A 20,312-nucleotide genomic window follows, 5' to 3' on the forward strand; every position below is an offset into this window, starting at 1 on the left:
TCGGACGGCAACCCCTCCGGATAGGCCCCAGCGGCGATCCGCTCGCGTAACAGTGCGACGCCGATTCGTCGCAGGCGTGGACGGGCGTCATGTGACGCGGGCTCATAAAGTGCACCCGCCCATCTCTGCGCACGCATTGGACCCATCATCCCTTGCCTTCGCGGGGCACTCGGAGCAGGGCGGCAGGGAAGCAGCCGACGGAGCGCCGACGCGTCAGCCCCCTTTGAGCCCTGGCGTGCCCGTCCGGTTATGTCAGCGACTTGTTTTTCTGGCCGCTGGAGCGGGACCTCTCGACTGATGAGGTAGTCGATCAGGCTCTGTCGTATCAACCGATTGCTTTGTGAAGTCGGGTCTCAGCTCCGAAGCCAGATGAGCAGTCCCGAACGGTTGCCACGCGGTACGACAAACGCGGTTACGTCTTCCTCGGCACCGCCACCGCGGCGTCGCTTGCAATATGGCTCCGTTCCTGACGAACACGAGGCAGGCCAGAAGCCGATCGACGGTCTGTGAGTGCTGCCTTACGGTTCCGGGATGAGCAACTCTGCTGCGGCTGCTGTCCTCACAACCGCCCACCTGCCTGATGCGATACGTGCGGTGCGTACTTTGCTGGGCATCGCAGACACCGGTCAGGCAGAGGTCGACTTCGAAGCCGTGATCAGGTCGCCGGAAGTCCTGACGCAAGTACAGCATGTACTGCCCGACCTCAAATGGTCGGCGGCGGCCGGCAAGGAGCACGGTTCGTCGGAGGCCGGTGACAACCCGGCGGGCTGTTTGCCGATCCAAATTTTCGACTGGTGTCGTCCGCTGGACCGCGCCGAGCCCTTCATCGCCGCTCTGGGGTCCGATCCCGCGGCTGTTCGGTGGGATCTGGACGCATGGCCTGCGGTTCCCGAACCGGGACTGGAAGCGATCTCGCAGAAGTACGCGTACCTCACGCTCACTGTGAATTCCCGGGACCTCTACCCGGAACGGCGACCAGACCGCCCGCGTCCATTGGCTCGCCGATCAAGTGGGCGGCCGGTTCACAGGCAGGGTGGAGTTGGCACCTCTGTAACCCTCAGCAGACAAAACAGGACCGCCGTCTCCATCTGCCTCTGCCACTTGAACGGCCGGACAAGTCCTATGCCCCGTCGCCCTCCTCTCTCGGGGCCGTCGGCCTGGTGTCTCTTGCTTCGGTGGGTCCTGCTTGTGCCCGGAACTGTGGCTTCCATCATGGCGAATGTGATCTTGTCCTGGTGAGATCGTCGGATGCTCGGTTTCCTCCTCCGTCTCCTGCCGTTCTGGGTCCGCGAGCCCCTGCTCATCGCGGTCGGGTCTGTTTTCGGCGTACGCATCATGTATCTCGCCGTCCGTGATCACGATCGGGTCGCGGCCGGTCTCGGCGTGGTGTTCCTCGTGTTCACCGCAATACGCGTCCACGTGGTGATCCGGGCCCTGCGCGCACGCCGGAACCCGAGTCCTGCAGCCTCCGCGGACGGGGCGACAGTCGGTGCTGCCGCCCAGCCCCAGCCCCAGGCCGGAACCGGGCCGCGTCCCCGCCCGGGCACTCCGGAGAAGGAGCACAACGCGTGGAGCCAGGCCGTCGCTGCCGTGGCCGTGTTCGGGGCGCTCGCGGCCGCGCTGTGGCTGGCCCCACGCTTCATGCCGTCCGAAGTCAACGCCCCGCAGCCCGCATCGTGTTCGGGCGGGGCACACGAGGAGCTTCCGAAGGCCTACAAGGGAACGCCCCGGCCTGTGACCGGTGAAGAGCTGTGCAAGGCGCTCAACCGGCCCGACCTGGCCAAGCTCCTTGGAACGCCTGGAGAGACCGCGACCACTGTTTCCAGCTCCAACAACACCGCTCCTCTGACTGCTGGGAAGGTCGCCCAACCGGAGGCCGAGGTCACGTTCGACACGTACACCGTGAATGTCTCGGCCACTTACAACCATCTGTCGACCGACCAGAACGTGAAGCTGATGAAGTTCGGGGATGAGACGGACATCAAGACGCTCAAGGTTCTCGGTCGGCCCGCGGTCCTCTCCTCGGATCACACCATGAAGATCGAGATCAATCTCGGGAGTGGCGGATCCGGCGGACCGGTCGAACAAGGTCCCCTGGCCAGGACGCTGTCCGTGGCCCTGGATCGTAATGACCGAGGCGGCTCCTGCGACATCACCGTGTGGAGCACGTCCGGAGCTCTCCCGAACGACAGCGTTCTCCTCGACATCGCCGAGAGGGTTCTTCCGAGGATTCCCGAACGACCTGTCCGATGAGACGCCGAAAACATCTCGGCGAAAAGATCGGTCCCGGCACGAGACTGATGCCGCCGCTGGCGACGCCATCAGCCTTGTGACAGGCGGCTCTATGGATCACCGATCATCGCTCATCGAGTGCCGCCGCCTTCGATGTGCCCCGCTCCGCGGTCAGAACGTACAGCCGGGGACCGAGCCGACAGGCCGGCAGTTGTTGGGGGTGTTGTCGACGATCCGGCTGTTGACGAGGTTCAGGACGCTGGGGGACGGCGCCTGCCAGATGCCGCCGCCGTTGAGCGCGCTGTTGTGCTGCACCACTGTTTTCGTCAGCGTGCTGGTGCCGTAGTTGGCGATACCGCCGCCCATCTGGCCCGCGCGATTGTCGGCGATGGTCGTCGAGGAGATGTCCATCGGGGCGCGGTCGTTGTAGATTCCGCCGCCCTGCTCGAAGGCGCGATTGCCGCCGATGTACGACTTCTTGATGGTCAGAGAGACCCCGGCGGTGAAGATGCCACCCCCGAATTGCGTAGCCTGGCTCCGCTCCACTTTGGTGTTGTCGAGCAGGGTGGTGCTGCGCGGTCCGTTGTAGATGGCGCCTCCCTGCTGTGCCGCGCTGTCCCGCAGGGCGCTGTCATGGACTTCGAGGGTGCTGCCCTGGTTGACGTAAATGGCGCCCCCCAGGTTCGCCGTACTGTTGGTCACCGTGCTGTGCCGGAGGATGAGCGTCGCTCCGTCGGTGGGCAGGTAGGTGCCGGCGTAGTCGAGGTAGCCGCCACCGGTCGCTGTGACACCGTCGACGGTCAGGCGCCCATTGGGACCGTCGATCTCCGCGATGCGGAAGCCATCGGCCGCGTCGGGGTCCCGTCGGATGGTGGTGTTGTGACCCAGCAGAGTGACGGTGCCCGTGATCTGCGGCAGAGCGTTGGCGCCGAGCCCGCCGGTCGACGCCGGAGTCGTGACGTTGTAGACGCATTTGGGCGCGAGCCGGATGGTGTGCGGTCCGGTGTTGTTGTTCGCGGCGACGATCGCATTGTTGAGCGCGGTCACATCACAGGTGATGGATACCTCGGGTTCCGCGCTTGCCACGCTTCCCGTGCCGAGCACAGCCACAATCGGCACAGCCAAGGCCACGGCGCTGAGTTGACGTCTGAGCATCTCTTCTCCAGATCGCATTGAGTAATCTTTTGATCACTTTCAGCGACCATGACCAGTTTTCCGCAGGCCCGCAACCTGTCATTCGCGGCAAAAGGCACGACCGGCAGCCGGGTATCGACGCGACAGCCATGGCTGCCAACGCGTCCCCGCGGGCATGCGTGGTCGGCACGCCGGCGGGCGCAGCAACGGCGGTGGCGCAGGCCGAAGGCGGAGGGGAGGCCGGTGAGTACGGAAATGGTGACGGCAGGATCGTGCCCTCAGTCGCTCGCACTCGCGAAGCAGGTCCTCGATACGCCGGTTGGCTACGTCCTGCCGTCCGTCGAGACACTTCGCGCAGCGGGTCAGCAGGACCTCGACGCTGTCGCCGGCACGCTCGGCCAGTTCGGTGGGATCGACACCCGCGCCGAGCCACGTGGACAGCGCCGAGTGCCGCAGGTCGTACGGGCGGCTGCGAGCGGCGGCGTCGCGACGGCCGGTGGAAAGGCCAGGAGCGAGGAGCCGGACCGGCTGACCAGCGGCCCCAATGTGTTGGCTGGTGCCAGGCGTTGGCTGGTGTCAGGCGTTGGCGGCCAAGGCGCCTCGTGGTTCTCTCTCCTCGCGGTCGACCTGCGCCGTTCCTCCCAGTTGGATTCGCGGCCCCTGGCTGCCGGGGTGAGCCTTCGCGGTGATCGTGGCGGGGCTGCCGAGTGCGTCGCCCATGTCGATGGTGAGTTCTGCGGTGCCGCTTCCGGCCAGGTGCGCGGCGAGGCAGGCACTGCTGTTGGCGTTGGCGATGTCCTCCGGGACGCCGATCGACGGTGCGAACATGCGGGCCGCCAGCGAGCCGGAGGGCGACGGCGGGGAGTAGACGTACGCACCCAGCAGGCCGAAGCGGTCGCAGGCGTCGCGGAGTCGGTCGAGGTCCGGGGTCAGTGCGGCGAGGGACTCGCGGTGGGGAACGGGCACCAGAAGCCGCTCCCTCCCCATCGCGGCCACACGCATGTCCGACCCGGACTCGCCCGGCTCCATGCCCAGGGCGGACAGGGCGAGGGCGCGTTCGGCCCCGGTCGGCTCGCGCAGCTCTACGGGGCCGGGATCGAAGGCTGCGGCGAGGTGGGCCCCATGTGGTTCGGACCAGCCGTCGAAGACGCGCCTCGCCGTCCGGAGGGTGGCTCGGTAGGGCCCCGGGGCGCCGTTCCGTGACGCGAGGTACGCGAGCGCGGCGACCGTCCCGTGGCCGCAGGCCGGCAACTCCCCCTCGACGGTGAAGAAGCGCAGGTCCACCACCGGCGGTTCGTGGGTCCCGCCGGGGCGCACACGGACGTAGACGGCGTGTGAGGTGCCCGCCTCCACCGGCACCCGGCGCCGTTCCGCATCGCTCAGGTTCAGCGGCGCCTCCTCCAGCACCACCGCGGTGGGGCTGCCGCACGCGCCGTCGCGCAGGCAGGCACGGACGAGCGTCACGGGCGGCGCGCTCATCGGCCGCGTCCTTGCGAGTCAACCCACTCGCAACGGTTCGACGGCCCGGGCATCGAGTCGCATGGCCCAGGCACCAGCGCCTCGCATCGCTCCGACCGACCGGGCAGCGTCCCGCGTGCCCTGGGCGGCCTCCCGCAACCCTGCGACCGCCCAGGCAGCGTCCCGCGTTGCCCGGCCCCCCAACTTCCGTCCGCCTCGGTCACCTTGGTCCCTCCCGTGTGGTCCCGCGTGGCGTGAGTTGCCCGTTTTTCGCGGTCTGCTCCGCCGTTCCCCCACCCCCCCGCTGTGGTGTCTTCCCCGACCGAGACGGGGTGCCGAAGGTGCTCCCTCCCTGGGGCGGCGGGAGGCGCGGGCTCCGCGCTGTGTTCATGCCGTGTCGGCACGTTACCGCGCGCCAGTCTCACCTCGGGCGCGCTGGCGCTCGCGTGCGGGCCGGAGGCTGTGGGCATAGGTCATCGGCCGTCCGGCGGCCCGGCATCGGCCGTCCGGGGCGCGGACACGCGAACCCTCGCTCACCCGGGTTACCCAGCCCGCGAACCCTCGCTCGCCCGGTTACCCAGCCCTCGAACCCCCGTCACGCGGAGGCCCGTTTGCGGGGTGTCGTCTTCTTCGCGGGCGTCTTTTCGGCGGCAGTCTTCTTGGCCGTCGTCCGGGAGCCCGCCGTGCTGCTGCCGGACGACTTCTCGGCGGTCTTGCCAGCCGTCTTGCCAGCCGTCTTGCTGGCCGTCTTGGCGGTCGACTTCCTCGCTGTCGACTTCTTCGCCGCGGTTTTTTTGGCCGCCGCCTTCTTCGCCGTGGACGTCGACTTCTTCCCGCCGACCTCCTTGGGCGCCGTACGGGCCGACCCCCGGGCGGCGGTCTTGCGGGCCGGCAGCGGGGTGACCTCGGCGTCCTCGCCGGTCGTCCCGGTGGCCTCCTCGGTCTCCTCGCCTCTAGACTCCTTGGCCGCACGCACGCTCTTCTCCAGGGCGGCCATCAGGTCCAGCACCTTGCCACCGGTCTTCTCCCCGGAGGCCGCGGCGGGAGCCTCGTGGCCCTCGGCCTTGGCGGTGACGAGTTCCTCGACGGCCTCGCGGTAGTCGTCGTGCAGGTCGTCGAGGTCGACCTCGCCGAGGGTGTCCATCAGGGCGTCGGCCAGGTCGAGTTCCTTGTCGCGAACCGTGATGGCGGCGTCCGGGGCGACCTCGTCGGTGGCGCGGATCTCGTCCGGCCAGAGCAGGCCGTGCATGGCGATGACGTCGCCGACGACGCGCAGCATGCCGAGCCGCTCCCGCCCGCGCAGCGCGAACTTCGCGACGGCCACCTTCTGGCTGCGCTTGAGGGCCTCGCGCAGCAGGACGTACGGCTTGGCGGCCGGGACGCCGTTCGCGGACAGGTAGTACGCCGTGTCCATCTGGAGCGGGTCGATCCGGTCCGCCGGGACGAAGGCCACGATCTCGATGGTCCGGGCGGTCGTGATGGGCAGCGAGGCGAGATCCTCGTCCGTGATCGGGATCAGTGTGCCGTCCGCGTCCTCGTAGGCCTTGCCGATCTCCGCGGTGGAGACCTCGCTGTCCTCCAGCTCACAGACCTTGCGGTAGCGGATGCGGCCGCCGTCGTCGAGGTGGATCTGGCGGAAGGAGATCGAGTGGCTCTCCGTGGCGTTCACGACCTTGATGGGGATGCTGACCAGGCCGAAGGAGATGGCGCCGTTCCAGATGGATCGCACGTGCAGCACCCTTCCGATCACTTTGAGCAGTTTTTGTGCCTTTTACGTGGGATTCTCATCGTATGACGCCGATCACGGAGGTGGAGGGCAGAAGGCTCGCGCTCACCAATCTGGAGAAGGTCCTCCATCCGGCCACCGGTTTCACCAAGGGTGAGCTGCTGCACTACTACGCCACGGTGGCGGACGTGCTGCTCCCGCATCTGCGGGACCGGCCGGTCTCCTTCCTCCGCTACCCGGACGGGCCGGACGGGCAGGTCTTCTTCACCAAGAACGTGCCGCCCGGTACGCCCGCCTGGGTCAGGACCGCCGAGGTTCCGCGCACCGAGGGGCCCGCTCGCATGGTCCTCGTCCAGGACCTGGCCTCGCTCATGTGGGCGGCGAACCTCGTGACCGAGTTCCACACGCCGCAGTGGACGATCGGCACGCCCGGGATCGCCGACCGGATCGTCTTCGACCTCGATCCGGGACCGCCGGCGACGGTCGTGGAGTGCTGCGAGGTGGCGGTCTGGCTGCGCGAGCGGCTGGCCGGGGACGGGATCGACGCGTACGCGAAGTCGTCCGGGTCGAAGGGGCTGCATCTGCTGGCCGCCGTCGCGCCGACGCCGTCCGCCGAGGTCAGCGCGTACGCGAAGGAACTGGCCGTGGAGGCGGAGAAGGCACTGCCCCGGCTGGTCGTGCACCGGATGACGCGGAGTCTGCGCCCCGGGAAGGTGTTCGTCGACTGGAGCCAGAACGCCGGGCGGAAGACGACGGCCACCCCCTACACGCTCCGGGCGCGGGCGGAGCCGACGGTGTCGGCGCCCGTGACGTGGGACGAGGTCGAGGCGTGCGGGGCGCCGGACCGGCTGGCCTTCCGGGCGCCGGACATCGCGCCCCGCGTGCGGGAGTTCGGCGATCTGCTGGCCCCGCTGTTCGACCCGGACCACGCGAGCCCGCTGCCCTGAACGCCCCGGCGGAGGCCGCACGGGGGTACGCGCGGCCGCGCGGCCCGGCACCGGAGTGCGCCGGGGTTCCCCAAGCACGACCAGCAGGAGCACGACCGAGACGAACACGACCGGCGCAAGCACGACCAGCACGAGCTCGACCGAGACAAACACGACCGGCACAAGCACCACCGTGCGGCGCTCATCCTCCCCGTGGTGCGCTCACACCCGTAGCCATGTGTGCCGGTCGCGGGCGATGGCGTGCAGGGCCTCGACGTCCGCGGGCTTGAGCACGCCGCCGAGCCGGGCGAGGCCCGCGAGGTCGGTGTCCCGCAGGACGCGGACCTCACGCGGTGACGTCGGCACGTCGAGGCCGCCGGGGCCGACCACGGCGAGAACGGCGTGGACCTCGGCCGTCAGGGCATGGGACGCGCGATCGGCGTCGGCGCGGACCCGGCGGAGCAGCGGACGCGGTTCGCGGCGCCCGACGGCGACCATCGGGTCGGTGACCAGGACGCGCTGCTTGCGGGCGTACAAACTGTGTACGCAGAAGAGGCCGGCGGGACCGATCGCCAGATGGTGAACACGGTCGCCGCCCGGGAGCGGCACCGAGTGCAGGGTGTGCCAGCCGCCTCCCTCCAGTCGGTCGAGGGCCGTGCCGACGGCCTGCTCGGCGGCGAGTGCGCGGCGGCGCGGGTCGGGGCGCAGCCGGTGCGCCGGGCCCGGGTCGCGGTCGAGGGCGATCACCAGGGCTTCTCCGGGCCGGTTCGGCGCGAGGTCGTCGTCCGGGTGGAGCGCCAGCCGGGCCAGCTCGGCCGGGGTCGGGACGGGTGGCGGCCCGACCGTCACCGGGCCGGTCAGGAACGGGCCCAGCGCGTCGAGCACGTCCTCGCGCCGGTCCTCGCTGAGCAGGTTGACCCGGGCGGTCTCACGGTCGTACCAGGCGACGTTCCTCCCGTCGGTCAGGCACACGTACAGGCGCTCCTGTCCGTGGCGCCAGGCCGGTATGACGCGCAGTCGGTTCATGCACCATCACCCCACGACCATGGGAACAGGCAGGGTGCTCCAGGGGCAAGAACCCGGTTACCTTTGGCAGGAGTTGGGGGAGTTGGGTGGGAGGCGCCCTTGCGGACTCGCAGAAAGTATCCGGATGTTCCGGCTCCGGACAGCCCGTGGAGTGAGATCGTGCCCGGCCTGTGGATGGGCGGCCATGAGTTCGCGGGGCGTTCCGGGCAGCCCGAATCCGCCGTCGTACACGATGAGTTCGACCTGGTCCTGACGCTGCTGCGGCTGCCGGGGCACGGGCCCGACCCGGGGGTCGAGCACTATGTGTGGCCGATACCGGACGGGCCTTTGGACGGTACGCAGCTCACGGGCGTCATGCGGCTCGCGCGGGCCGCAGACGAGGCGCTGGAGGACGGGCGCCGGGTGCTCGTCCGCTGCTATCACGGATACAACCGTTCGGGGCTGGTCGTCGCGCACGCACTCGCCCTCGCGGGGCACACCGCCGACGACGCGATACGGCTGATCAGGGCCCGGCGCTCGCCCTGGGCGCTGCACAACGAGCTCTTCGTGGAATACCTGAGGGCCGGGCTCGCCACGGCACGCCTCCTCGAAGAACTCGCCGAGTAGGAGCCCGCGCGTGACCGGGCGTCGAACCAGCGGACAGCGTGGCGAGCCTGACACAGCGACGACCCGTGCGAACAAAAAGGACTTCTATATGAATAAGGTGTACGGGGTGGTCGGCCGCCCCGCACCGTGCCCGATCGTCCGGGGCGGGCCCGTCGTGGACGGTCACCGCGCCGACGGCATCATTTCCTTCGCCGATCTCGTGCGGTAGCGGCGCGGCAGCGCCTGCGGACGGGGCGGCCCGGACCCAGGAGCGCAGTGATCTACACCAGCCTCGCGCGCGGGCCCGGCAAGCCCCGGCGTGCCGTCCTCGTCGCCGCCGGCGCCGCCTTCGGCGCCGTACTGGCGGCGGGCCTGGCGGGCTGCGGTGATTCCGGCGATCTGCACGGGGCGGGCGCGACCCCCACCGCCGTCGGCCCGACCAGACTGTGGCCGCAGCTGCCGCCCGCCTCGACGCCCGCGATCGACTACGGCGAGGCGGACACCGAGACCGTCCGAGGCATCACGGCGCCCGGCGACGACATCCACGACGTAGACCCGGTCGCCGTGGTGCGCGCCGAGATCGCCGCCCATCCGGACGAGTACAGCGGGCCGCACGCGATGTACGCGGAGACGGTCCGGCAGCTCCAGGACTGCGGGAAGCGGGGCGCGCGGGCCGGGAAGTGCCCGATCCTCCAGGCGTACTACCGCGACCTCACCGGCGACGGGAAGGACGACATGGTGCTCGGCATCCGCTTCCCCGCCCACCAGTTGGCGGTACGCGTGTACGCGTTCCTGCACCACCGGCTGGTGCAGGTCATGGGCACCTCGGACAGTGTGGTCAGTGTGGAGCTGGCGGGCCGAGACGTGATCATCCGCTCGCCCTCGACCCTGCCGGGATACGAGTTCCGTACGGTCTGGTCCTGGGACCCGCACCAGAACGCGATGCTGGCGGCCCGCGACGAGATCCTGCGGGTCGGACCGCCGACGCCGCCGGGCTCACCCACGCCGACACCGTCGGTCTCCCCGTCCCGCACCTCACCCCCGTCCCGCACCTCATCCTCATCCTCATCCCTGTCCCTGCCCCTGCCCCAGCCCCCGTCCCTCACGCTCTCCCGCTCCCCCACGCTCTCCCCGTCCGCGAGCGGCTCATGAGGCAGCCCCTGCACCTGCCGCACTGGACCGCCACCCTGACCTGGAAGGCGGCCGCGTTCATCGCGGTCATGTGCTGCGGTCTCGCCGCCCTCCTGGGTGTCCTCGTCCATGTCTCGGTGACCGACCAGACCGTCGGCGAGGCACGCGGGCGCGCGCTCGACCGGCTCACCGACGTCACGGCGGCCTACGAGGCGGGAGACCGGCTGCCGCCGGGCGCGGGCGTGGACCCTCCCGGGCTGCCCGCGCGGCTGCGGGAGCTGGCGATGGACGGGAAGCGCGGCTCGATGGTCGGCGAGCACGACACGCACCCCACGATGTGGGCGGCCGGGCCCGCCGCCGACGGACGCGCGCTGGCCGTCCGGTACGACTACGCCCAGGGCGCGCACACCATCGACGCCCTGGACCGGGCGATCGTGTGGTCGTCGGCGCTGGCGATCGGCGTGACGCTGCTGGTCGGGGTGTTCGCGGTGACCCGGGTGACCCGTCGGCTGCACACGACGGCGCGGGTGGCACGGCGGATCAGCGCGGGCGACCTGGACGCGCGCGTCAACGACCCGCGCGCCCAGGATCCGACGCGTCCGCAGGACGAGGTGGCCGCGGTCGCCGGCGCCCTCGACACGATGGCGTCGTCGTTGCAGGGCAAGCTGCTGAGCGAGCAGCGGTTCACCGCCGACGTGGCGCACGAGCTGCGCACTCCGCTGACCGGGCTGCACGCGGCCGCCGAACTGCTCCCGCCGGGGCGGCCGACGGAGCTGGTGCGCGACCGGGTGGCCGCGTTGCGCACCCTCACCGAGGACCTGCTGGAGATCTCCCGTCTGGACGCCCGCAGCGAACGTCTGGAGCTGGACTCGGAGCCGTTGGTGCCGCTGGCCGAGCGGGTGGTGCGTGCGTCGGGGACCGACACCGTGGTCCGGGTGGTACGGGGCGCGCGGGTCGAGACCGACCGGCGCCGGCTGGAGCGTGTGCTCGGGAATCTGGTGGCGAACGCCCACAACCACGGCAGGGGGCCGGTGGTACTGACGCTGGACGGCCCTGTGGTCACCGTCCGGGACCACGGGGACGGCTACCCGGACTACCTCGTGGAGCACGGGCCGCAGCGTTTCCGCACCGAGGGCGGTTCGAAGGGGCACGGGCTGGGCCTGACCATCGCACTCGGCCAGGCGGAGGTCCTGGGGGCGCGCCTGGCGTTCGCCAATGCCCCCGACGGCGGAGCGGTGGCGACGCTGACGCTCCCTCAGGGTGGACGGGAGGAGCCGGGAATCTCCGATGGCGGAGTGTGAACTGCGCTCCCCGGCTCGCGATCCTAATGTGGCGGTAAGTCAGCTTCGCCCCCTTTCTGGAGGAGCCCCCCATGCCCCTGCGATCCAGGTACACCCGAATCGGTATAGCGCTCGCCGCCGGCAGCCTCGTCGCCCTCGCCGCGGCCACCCCCGCCCTCGCCGACGGCGAGGGGGGCTCCGGAAACGGTGACACCCACGAGTGGAGCGACGGCGGCGGAGGCGGCGGCGGCCAGACGTGGACCGACGGCGGCACCGGCGGCGACGGCAGCGCGCAGGGCACCGGTGGCGGCGGTGACGGCGGTGACGGTCAGACATGGACCAACGGCGGCGGCGGTACCAGCCAGACGTGGACCAACGGCGGCGGCGATGGCGGCCAGACGTGGACCAACGGCGGTGACGGCAACAGCCAGAACAACGGCCAGAACAACGGCGGTGGCAACGGCCAGACATGGACCAACGGCGGCGGCGACGGCCGCGACCCCGCGAACAGCAACGGCAACGGCAACGGCAACGGCAACGGCCAAAACAACAGCCAGAGCAACAGCCAGAACAACCCCCGCCTCTACAAGGGCAGGATCACCGCCCCCGACGGGCTGGCCCTGCGCAGTGCCCCGACCCGCGGCAGCCAGCTGATCCGGGTCGCCCGCCGTGGCGAGATCGTCTCCATCTTCTGCAAGACCCCGGGGCAGAACGTCCAGGGCAACCCCCTCTGGTACCTCCTCACGGACGGCACCTGGGCCTGGGGCGCCGCTCGCTACATCGACAACATCGGCCCCGCCCCCCGCTGGTGCTGACACCCCCGAAGACGAACCGGAACGGCCAGTTCGTCATCAGATAACGGGACATCGGGTCGCCCGCTTGCTACGTTCCGGACATGATCCAGCCCGGAATGTCCGGAACGGCCGTGGCGGCGGACCCGGCCCGTCCCGCTGAACGCCTGCCCAGGCGCCGTGGCATCGAGCTCACCCTCATCGTCGTCGCCGTCCTGCTCTGCGTGTACGGCTACTGCGCTGTCGGTCTCGCCAAGAACGGCACCGTCCCGCCCGGCGCCGCCGGCTACGGCGCCGGGCTCGGCGTGCTCGCGCTCCTCGCCCACATCGCCGTACGCCTCCGGGCCCCGTACGCCGATCCGCTGCTGCTCCCCATCGCCGTCCTCCTCAACGGCCTCGGCCTGGTGCTGATCTACCGGCTCGATCTGGAGACGCCGACCGACCAGGCGGCGCCCATCCAGCTCATCTGGTCGACACTCGGCGTCGCGTTCTTCATCGTGGCCGTGCTCTTCCTGCGCGACCACCGCGTCCTCCAGCGCTACACCTACGTCTCGGTGGTCAGCGCGCTCGCCCTGCTCGTCCTGCCGATCTTCTTCCCGGCGGTGAACGGCGCCCGCATCTGGATCCGGATCGCCGGATTCTCCATCCAGCCGGGCGAGTTCGCAAAGGTACTGCTAGCGGTCTTCTTCGCCGGCTACCTCGCGGCCAACCGCAACGCGCTCGCCTACAGCGGCCGCCAGATCTGGCGGTTCCGGCGGCTCCAGCTGCCCACCGGCCGCGTACTCGGACCGATCGTGGCGATCTGGCTGCTCAGTGTGCTGGTCCTGGTCCTGGAGCGGGACCTCGGGACCTCACTGCTGTTCTTCGGCCTGTTCGTGATCCTGTTGTACGTCGCCACGGGCCGCACCGGATGGATCGCGGTCGGGCTACTGCTGGCCTCTGTCGGCGCGATCGCCGTCGGCCGGCTGGAGCCGCATGTGCACAGCCGGGTGCAGGACTGGCTGGACCCCTTCGCGTCGATCGCCGCGGGCCGGGGCCCCAACCAACTCGCCCAGTCCCTCTTCGCGTTCGCCGCCGGCGGGATGCTCGGCACCGGTCTCGGGCGCGGCCACTCGGTCCTCATCGGCTTCGCCGCCAAGTCCGACTTCATCCTGGCGACCGCGGGCGAGGAGCTCGGGCTGATCGGCCTGTCCGCGATCTTCCTCCTCTACGGCCTCCTCGTGGAGCGCGGCTACCGCGCGGGTCTGGCGCTGCGCGACCCGTTCGGCCGGCTCCTCGCGATCGGCCTCGCCTCGATCGTGGCTCTCCAGGTCTTCGTCATCGCGGGCGGCGTGACGGGCCTGATCCCGCTGACCGGCATGGCCATGCCGTTCCTCGCGCAGGGCGGCTCCTCGGTCGTCACCAACTGGATCATCGTGGCCCTGCTGATCCGGATCAGCGACTGCGCCCGCGGTCAGTACGACGGGACACCGGCGCCATGACCAAGTACATCCGCCGGGCCATCGGACTGTGCGCCCTGCTGCTGGTGGCCCTCCTGGTCAACGCCGCCCGCGTCCAGGTCGTCCAGGCCCCGTCGTACGACCACAATCCCGCCAACCGCCGTCAGGCGATCGCACGTTACGGCCAGCCCCGCGGCGACATCGTGGTCGACGGCCGCACGGTCACCGGCTCCAAGGACACCGGCGAGCAGCTCCGCTACGAACGGACGTACAGGGACGGCCCGTTGTACGCGCCCGTCACCGGCTTCGCCTCGCAGGTGTACGGGACGACGCTGCTGGAGAGCACCGAGGACGGCATCCTCTCCGGCGCCGACCCGATGCTCGACCCGTTCCCCCTGCTGAACGACGTCACGCCGGCCCGGAACCCCGGCGGCAGGGTCGTCACGACACTCGACGCGGCGGCTCAGCGCGCGGCCTTCGAGGGGCTAGGCCCCCGCCGGGGAGCGGTCGCCGCGATCGAGCCGTCCACCGGTCGGATCCTGGCGCTGGTCTCCACGCCGTCGTACGACCCCGCGGTGCTGTCCGGGACGGGGCCGGACGTGTCCGAGGCATGGGAGCGGCTGAACGGGGAGGCCGACAAGCCGATGCTCAACCGGGCGATCCGGCAGACGTATCCACCGGGGTCGACGTTCAAGGTGGTGACCGCCGCGGCGGCGCTGGACGCGGGGGTGGTGGACGATGTGGACGCGCCGAGCACGTCGCCGAACCCCTACCGGCTCCCCGGCACCACGACGCGGCTCACGAACGAGATCGAGGGCTGCGAGGACGCCTCCCTGCGGTACGCCTTCAAGTGGTCCTGCAACACGGTCTTCGCGAAACTGGGCGTGGACGTGGGCCTCGACGCCATGACGAGGACGGCGGCGGACTTCGGCTTCAACGACCGCAAGCTGCGCATCCCCTTCTCGGTGGCGCCCAGCAACTTCGATCTGCGGCTCGACAAGGCGCAGTTGGCGCTCTCCTCCATCGGCCAGTTCGACACCCGCGCGACTCCGCTGCAGATGGCGATGATCTCGGCGGCCGTCGCGGGTGACGGTTCGGTGAGGACGCCGTACCTGGTGGAGAGGACGACCACACGGCGTGGTGGGACGCTGGCCACGACCGGCCCGCGCACCCTCCACCAGGCGATGAGCCCGTCGACGGCCCAGCGCATGCGCGAGCTGATGACGGACGTGGTGGAGGACGGCACGGGGACCGTGGCCGCCATCCCCGGGGCCACCGTCGGCGGAAAGACCGGCACCGCCCAGCACGGCATCGGCAACTCCGGTACTCCGTACGCCTGGTTCATCTCCTGGGCCCGGGCCGACGACTCCATGGAACCCGCGGTGGCCGTCGCGGTCGTCGTCGAGGACGCGGCGGCGGACCGGGGGGACATCACCGGGGGCGGGTTCGCGGGGCCGATCGCACGAGCCGTGATGGAGGCGGTGCTGGGGTCGTGAGGGGTGGCGCCGAGGGGGTGGGGCAGCGGGTCGGTGAAGGGGGTGGGTGACGGGGGTGGGTGAGGGGCGGTCTCTCACTGCGTGAGACGGGGGGTGTGACCATCGCCCCGGCCGACCTAGCGTTCGGTCATGACTCTGTCGACAGCCTCGTACGAGCTCGCCCAGGTCAACATCGGCCGCCTCAAAGCACCTTTGGACTCACCCCAGTTGAAGGACTTCGTCGAAGCCCTCGACCCCGTGAACGCCGTCGCGGACGCGGCAGACGGATTCGTCTGGCGTCTGCAGAGCGACTCCGGCAACGCCACGGACGTTCCCGTACTCGGCGACGACTGGCTGATCGTCAACATGTCCACCTGGCGCGACACGAACGCGCTGACGGCATTCATGTACCAGGGCCAGCACCGTGAACTGATGGCGCGGCGCCGTGACTTCTTCGAGCGGCTGGAGGAGGCGGTGACCGCGCTGTGGTGGGTTCCGGCCGGCCATCGCCCGACGGTCGCGGAGGCCGAGTCCCGGCTGCTGCACCTGCGTGAACACGGGCCCACCCAGCACGCGTTCACCTTGCGGACGTCCTTCCCACCGGTCTCGGCGTAGGGGTCCTGGGCGTTCCGGGCCGCGGAGGATCCTAGGCGCTCCCGGGCACCGCTTCCCTGCGGCGCAGCCAGTCGGCGGCGACCGCGTCGACGCCGGTGCGGGCGGCCACGATTCCGCCGGTGATCGCGCAGGTCGTGTCGACGTCGCCGAAGCCCTCGGCGGTGCTCCAGAGGGCCGCGGTCAGGTCGTCGGGGTGACGGGCGGCGCACCAGACGGCGAAGGGGACGGTGTCGTCGGCCCGGATGCGCTGACCGCTGCCCAGGAGGTCCGAGGCCTTCCACGGAGCGGTCGAGAAGGGGAGGTCGGCCGCCTTTTCGAGGCCGTCCCGGACGGCGCTGCGCGGGGTCGCCGACGCGATGGCGGCGAGGTCCTGCCCGCCCCGCGCGGACAGCGCGGCGGCCGTCGCCACCGCGACGGCGCCCGCGATGCCCTCCGGGTGGGCGTGCGTCACCTCGGCCGACAGCGCGGCCTGCTCGGCGACGGCCGGCAGGCTCGCGTGGAACCACGCCCCGAGCGGGGCGACCCGCATCGCCGCGCCGTTGCCGAGGCTGCCTTCGCCGTCGAACAGTCCGCGCGCCAACTCCGGCCAGCGGTGCGGTTCCTGGACCAGCCGGGGGAGGAGTTCGTGCATGCCGTAGCCGTATCCGCGGGCCGGGTCCGCGTCGTAGCCGAGCCCGAAGGTCTGGGCCAGCTCGGCCTGCCGGATCTCGCCGTGCTCGTCGAGGACCCGGATGATGCCGAGCGCCATCGCCGTGTCGTCGGTCCAGTGCCAGGCGGGCTCCTGCGGGGTGCGCCGGGCGCGGATCTCCTCGTAGGCCTGGAGCCGGTCCCTGAAGAGCGGGAACCAGCGCTCCCCGAAGGCGTCGCCGAGGGCCAGGCCTTCGAGGCTGCGTCGGGCGGCCGTGCGGTTCGGGGTGATCGACGGGGTCATGGGGTGATGATGCCGGGCGGGTGCGGTACGGGCGAGGCGTTTTCGGACGCGTTTCCGCGCGCGGCCGGGGTGCCTTCGGACCCTGCCGTCATGGAGCCAAGGCCCACGGCGGCCGGGGCGCGTTCGGACGCCGCCGTCATGGAGCCCAGGGCCCACAGACCCTCGCGCCTACGGGGCCGTACCCTCCTCGATCATCTCCTCGACCTCCGCCACGCGTTCCCGTTCCTCCGTCGCGAACCGTTCCGCGTCCAGTTGTTCGGCGATCTCCTCGTCCTGGGCCATCAGGAGGTCCAGGTTGGAGTTGCCCATGTCGAAGACGCCCATGTCGACGTAGGCCTGCTGGAGGCGTTTGCCCCACAGGCCGATGTCCTTGACGCAGGGGACGATGCGGCTGAAGAGCAACTGGCGGAAGAGGTGCAGGAATTCGGACTGCTCGCTGTACTGCTCGGCCTCCGCCTTCGGGATGCCGAAGTTCTCCAGGACCTCGACGCCGCGCAGCCGGTCCCGCATCAAGTAGCAGCCCTCGATGACGAATTCCTCGCGTTCGCGCAGTTCGGCGTCGGAGAGCTGCTTGTAGTAGTCGCGCAGGGCCATGCGGCCGAAGGCGACATGGCGTGCCTCGTCCTGCATCACATAGGCCAGGATCTGTTTCGGCAGCGGCTTGTCGGTGGTGTCCCTGATCATCCCGAAGGCGGCCAGGGCCAGGCCTTCGATCAGGACCTGCATGCCCAGGTAGGGCATGTCCCAGCGGGAGTCGCGGAGGGTGTCGCCGAGGAGGGACTGGAGGTTGTCGTTGATCGGGTAGAGCATGCCGATCTTCTCGTGCAGGAAGCGGGCGTAGACCTCCGCGTGCCGGGCCTCGTCCATGGTCTGGGTGGCCGAGTAGAACTTGGCGTCCAGGTCGGGGACGGATTCGACGATCCGCGCCGCGCAGATCATGGCTCCCTGTTCGCCGTGCAGGAACTGGCTGAACTGCCAGGAGGCGTAGTGCTTGCGCAGTTCGCCCTTGTCCCGGTCGGTCATCTTCGTCCAGTACGGGGTGCCGTACAGGGTCATCGCCTCGTCAGGGGTGCCGAGCGGATCGAGGGGGTCGACCTCCAGGCCCCAGTCGATGCGTTTCTGGCCGTCCCACTGCTTGTCCTTGCCCTTCTGGTAGAGGGCGAGCAGCCGGTCACGACCGTCGTCGTACTCCCAGTTGAAGCGGGCCGCCCCCGAGGCCGGTATCTGCCAGAGGGGATCTCCCGAGTCCGCGGCGTACAGCTCATGCGTCGGCATACCTCGCAGGCTCACACGCGGTAGACGCGTCGTCAACAAGTCCGGCACAGGGGATTGACGAGCTTGCTGACAAGCAGTCTCATAATTGGTGACCGCCGGTAACCCCTGAAGTGATCCCGTACGACGAGGTGGGAACAGCCATGACGACGGTGCCCGAAGCCGAGGTGCTCCGTGACGCGCTCGGTCTGCTCAAGGACCGGGAGCAGGTGGCCGAGCGCCTCCTCGACTCGTCCGCCAAGCACTCCTTCGACCCCGACAGGGAACTCGACTGGGACGCGCCCTTCGAGGAGGGCAAGTGGTTCTGGCCGCCCGAGCTGGTCTCGCTGTACGGCACCCCGCTGTGGCGGCGGATGAGCGAGGAGCAGCGGATCGCCCTGTCCCAGCACGAGGCCGCCGCGCTGGCGTCGCTGGGCATCTGGTTCGAGATCATCCTGATGCAGCTGCTGGTGCGGCACATCTACGACAAGGCGGCGACGAGCGCCCATGTGCGGTACGCGCTGACCGAGATCGAGGACGAGTGCCGGCACTCGAAGATGTTCGCCCGGCTGATCACCCGCGGGGGCACCCCGTACTACCCGGTGAGCCGGGCGCATCTCAACCTGGGCCGGCTCTTCAAGACCATCTCGACCACGCCGGGTTCCTTCACGGCCACGCTGCTCGGTGAGGAGATCCTCGACTGGATGCAGCGGCTCACGTTCCCGGACGAGCGGGTGCAGACCCTCGTCCGGGGTGTCACGCGCATCCATGTGGTGGAGGAGGCGCGGCACGTCCGCTACGCCCGGGAGGAGCTGCGGCGGCAGATGGTCACGGCGCCGCGGTGGTCGCAGGAGTTCACCCGGATCACGTCGGGCGAGTTCGCCCGGGTCTTCTCGGTGGCCTTCGTCAACCCCGAGGTCTACGCGAACGTCGGACTCGACAAGCGCGAGGCCCTGGCCCAGGTCAAGGCCAGTGGACACCGCCGGGAGGTGATGCAGACCGGGGCCAAGCGGCTGACGGACTTCCTGGACGACATCGGGGTGCTGCGGGGAGCGGGTCGGCAGTTGTGGAAGTCGTCGGGGCTGCTGGCCTGAGCCACACCGCGGGGTCGGCGCCGGGCTGCCCCGGGCGGCGGGCGGTTACGCTGCCCGACATGACCTCGCAGGCTCCCACCCCCGCCTACCGTCGGCTCAGCGTCGAGGAGCGGCGCAGTCAGCTGCTCGAAGCCGCGCTGTCCCTGTTCGCCCAGCGGGTGCCCGAGGAGGTCTCACTGGACGACGTGGCGGAGGCGGCCGGGGTGTCGCGGCCGCTCGTGTACCGGTACTTCCCGGGCGGCAAGCAGCAGTTGTACGAGGCTGCCCTGCGGTCCGCCGCGCAGGAGCTGGAGCACTGCTTCGCGGAGCCTCCGGAGGGGCCGCTCACCCAGCGGCTCGCCCGGGCGCTCGACCGGTACCTCGCGTTCGTCGATCAGCACGACGCCGGGTTCAGCGCGCTGCTGCAGGGCGGGAGCGTCATCGAGACCTCGCGCACCACGGCCATAGTCGACGGGGTCCGCAGGGCGGCGGCGGAGCACATTCTCGATCATCTGGCGGTGAAGGATCCCGGGCCCCGGCTGCGGATGACCGTACGGATGTGGATCACGGCCGTGGAGGCCGCCTCGCTGATCTGGCTCGACGAGGACAAAGAACCGCCGCTGGACGAGCTGCGGGACTGGCTCGTCGAGCAGTTCGTGGCGGCGCTCGCGGCGAGCGCCGGGCGCGATCCGCAGACCGCGGCGGTGGTCCGGGCCGCGCTGGCGCTGGAGCGCCCGGACGGCATCGTGGGGGCGCTGGTCCGCCGGGTGCTGCCCGTTGTCGGGGACGCGGCCCGCCTGCTGTGACACTGGTCCCGTGAAGAACGAAGACACCCCCTTTGTCGGTGGCCCGCTGGACGGGCGCGTCCTGCCCGTCCTGCTCGGGATCACCGGTCACCCGCCGAAGACGTACCGGATTCCGGTGCCCGACGCGGACGGCGGCAAGCCCACCGTGCTGGTCTACCGGCGCGTCCAGGCGGCCACGAGCAAGCGGCTCGGGCTGCATCAGGGGTGGAAGTACGAGTACGACCCCGAGGGCGACACGTCGGGGCGCCGGTTCAAGCTGCCCTGGTCCCCGCGCACGCACAAGCGCGGAGCCGGCGGCGGCGCCACGCCGGGCGGCAACGCCGACGAGTGACCTTCTTGGGCCGAAGCGGTCACCCGGCGCGCGCCCGGGACGCGATCGCCCGATCCTTCCGGTGCGAGACGGGTGGTGGACGGACCACCCCGGCACCGGAGG

19 protein-coding genes and 2 pseudogenes are annotated in these 20,312 nt (G+C 70.4%); 14 read left to right on the top strand and 7 right to left on the bottom strand.

Annotated features, from left to right (window positions below):
* Window positions 1–227: 227 nt before the first annotated feature.
* From ABZX90_RS33985 to ABZX90_RS33995, 3 genes and pseudogenes are all read left to right on the top strand, one after another.
* Window positions 228–344 (top strand): annotated as a pseudogene (locus ABZX90_RS33985) (e9imm peptide); the annotation flags it as partial.
* A gap of 187 nt (window positions 345–531) precedes the next feature.
* Complete coding sequence (locus ABZX90_RS33990; protein WP_355211395.1) at window positions 532–1,239, top strand: hypothetical protein; 708 nt, start codon at window positions 532–534, stop codon at window positions 1,237–1,239.
* 9 nt (window positions 1,240–1,248) lie between these two features.
* A complete protein-coding gene (locus tag ABZX90_RS33995) occupies window positions 1,249–2,253 on the top strand; it encodes a DUF6215 domain-containing protein (protein WP_351125040.1) in 1,005 nt (334 codons plus the stop codon).
* Between the two features lie 150 nt (window positions 2,254–2,403).
* On the opposite strand, the gene ABZX90_RS34000 is transcribed toward ABZX90_RS33995, so the two are convergent.
* The 4 genes and pseudogenes from ABZX90_RS34000 to ABZX90_RS34015 all read right to left on the bottom strand — a co-directional run bounded on the left by ABZX90_RS34000 (window position 2,404) and on the right by ABZX90_RS34015 (window position 6,562).
* Window positions 2,404–3,279 (bottom strand): hypothetical protein, encoded by an 876-nt coding sequence (locus tag ABZX90_RS34000; RefSeq protein ID WP_355211398.1) that lies wholly within the window; start codon window positions 3,277–3,279, stop codon window positions 2,404–2,406.
* 372 nt (window positions 3,280–3,651) lie between these two features.
* Window positions 3,652–3,875: pseudogene (locus ABZX90_RS34005) on the bottom strand (site-specific integrase); the annotation flags it as partial.
* 67 nt (window positions 3,876–3,942) lie between these two features.
* Window positions 3,943–4,845, bottom strand: a complete 903-nt coding sequence (locus ABZX90_RS34010) for a PhzF family phenazine biosynthesis protein (protein ID WP_355211401.1) — start codon at window positions 4,843–4,845, stop codon at window positions 3,943–3,945.
* Window positions 4,846–5,419: 574 nt separating this feature from the next.
* A complete protein-coding gene (locus tag ABZX90_RS34015) occupies window positions 5,420–6,562 on the bottom strand; it encodes a Ku protein (protein ID WP_355211404.1) in 1,143 nt (380 codons plus the stop codon).
* A gap of 53 nt (window positions 6,563–6,615) precedes the next feature.
* Between ABZX90_RS34015 and ligD the strand changes: the two genes are divergently transcribed.
* A complete protein-coding gene (gene ligD / locus ABZX90_RS34020) occupies window positions 6,616–7,497 on the top strand; it encodes a non-homologous end-joining DNA ligase (protein ID WP_351125032.1) in 882 nt (293 codons plus the stop codon).
* Between the two features lie 201 nt (window positions 7,498–7,698).
* On the opposite strand, the gene ABZX90_RS34025 is transcribed toward ligD, so the two are convergent.
* Window positions 7,699–8,502 carry a nuclease-related domain-containing protein gene (locus ABZX90_RS34025; protein ID WP_355211407.1) on the bottom strand — a complete coding sequence of 268 codons (804 nt, stop codon included), beginning with the start codon at window positions 8,500–8,502 and terminating at the stop codon, window positions 7,699–7,701.
* Between the two features lie 99 nt (window positions 8,503–8,601).
* Between ABZX90_RS34025 and ABZX90_RS34030 the strand changes: the two genes are divergently transcribed.
* The 7 genes from ABZX90_RS34030 (at window position 8,602) to ABZX90_RS34060 (ending at window position 15,818) form a co-directional block, all read left to right on the top strand.
* Window positions 8,602–9,108, top strand: coding sequence for a dual specificity protein phosphatase family protein (locus tag ABZX90_RS34030; RefSeq protein WP_351125026.1), 507 nt, complete (start codon window positions 8,602–8,604; stop codon window positions 9,106–9,108).
* 255 nt (window positions 9,109–9,363) lie between these two features.
* Window positions 9,364–10,239 carry a hypothetical protein gene (locus tag ABZX90_RS34035; RefSeq protein WP_355211411.1) on the top strand — a complete coding sequence of 292 codons (876 nt, stop codon included), beginning with the start codon at window positions 9,364–9,366 and terminating at the stop codon, window positions 10,237–10,239.
* The gene (locus ABZX90_RS34040; RefSeq protein WP_355211414.1) at window positions 10,236–11,519 is read left to right on the top strand and encodes an ATP-binding protein; all 1,284 of its coding nucleotides are present in this window, start codon (window positions 10,236–10,238) and stop codon (window positions 11,517–11,519) included. Before ABZX90_RS34035 ends, ABZX90_RS34040 begins: the two co-directional genes overlap by 4 nt.
* A 71-nt stretch (window positions 11,520–11,590) precedes the next feature.
* On the top strand, window positions 11,591–12,313 hold the full coding sequence (locus ABZX90_RS34045; protein ID WP_355211417.1) for an SH3 domain-containing protein: 723 nt from the start codon (window positions 11,591–11,593) through the stop codon (window positions 12,311–12,313).
* Window positions 12,314–12,393: 80 nt separating this feature from the next.
* Entirely contained in the window at window positions 12,394–13,770 is a 1,377-nt protein-coding gene (locus ABZX90_RS34050; protein WP_351125014.1) for an FtsW/RodA/SpoVE family cell cycle protein, read from the top strand.
* Window positions 13,767–15,224, top strand: a complete 1,458-nt coding sequence (locus tag ABZX90_RS34055; protein WP_355211420.1) for a penicillin-binding transpeptidase domain-containing protein — start codon at window positions 13,767–13,769, stop codon at window positions 15,222–15,224. The genes ABZX90_RS34050 and ABZX90_RS34055 overlap by 4 nt, the downstream gene beginning before the upstream one ends.
* Before the next feature lie 129 nt (window positions 15,225–15,353).
* Window positions 15,354–15,818: a DUF3291 domain-containing protein gene (locus tag ABZX90_RS34060; RefSeq protein WP_355211423.1), complete on the top strand. Its 465-nt coding sequence runs from the start codon at window positions 15,354–15,356 to the stop codon at window positions 15,816–15,818.
* Between the two features lie 31 nt (window positions 15,819–15,849).
* Here the strand turns inward: ABZX90_RS34060 and ABZX90_RS34065 are convergent, their stop codons facing one another.
* Complete coding sequence (locus ABZX90_RS34065) at window positions 15,850–16,749, bottom strand: ADP-ribosylglycohydrolase family protein (protein WP_355211426.1); 900 nt, start codon at window positions 16,747–16,749, stop codon at window positions 15,850–15,852.
* Between the two features lie 168 nt (window positions 16,750–16,917).
* Window positions 16,918–18,024: a ferritin-like domain-containing protein gene (locus tag ABZX90_RS34070; protein WP_355211429.1), complete on the bottom strand. Its 1,107-nt coding sequence runs from the start codon at window positions 18,022–18,024 to the stop codon at window positions 16,918–16,920.
* 140 nt (window positions 18,025–18,164) lie between these two features.
* On the opposite strand from ABZX90_RS34070, the gene ABZX90_RS34075 reads away from it, so the two are divergent.
* Genes ABZX90_RS34075 through ABZX90_RS34085 form a run of 3 tightly spaced genes read left to right on the top strand, consistent with a single transcriptional unit; the run spans window position 18,165 to window position 20,210 of the window.
* Window positions 18,165–19,094: a diiron oxygenase gene (locus ABZX90_RS34075; RefSeq protein WP_355211432.1), complete on the top strand. Its 930-nt coding sequence runs from the start codon at window positions 18,165–18,167 to the stop codon at window positions 19,092–19,094.
* Window positions 19,095–19,153: 59 nt separating this feature from the next.
* Window positions 19,154–19,879: a TetR/AcrR family transcriptional regulator gene (locus ABZX90_RS34080; RefSeq protein ID WP_355211435.1), complete on the top strand. Its 726-nt coding sequence runs from the start codon at window positions 19,154–19,156 to the stop codon at window positions 19,877–19,879.
* Between the two features lie 10 nt (window positions 19,880–19,889).
* Window positions 19,890–20,210 (top strand): hypothetical protein, encoded by a 321-nt coding sequence (locus ABZX90_RS34085; RefSeq protein WP_351124993.1) that lies wholly within the window; start codon window positions 19,890–19,892, stop codon window positions 20,208–20,210.
* Window positions 20,211–20,312: the final 102 nt, after the last annotated feature.

The sequence above is a fragment of the Streptomyces sp. NPDC002935 genome (genome assembly GCF_040611295.1).
Taxonomy (GTDB): Bacteria; Actinomycetota; Actinomycetes; order Streptomycetales; family Streptomycetaceae; genus Streptomyces.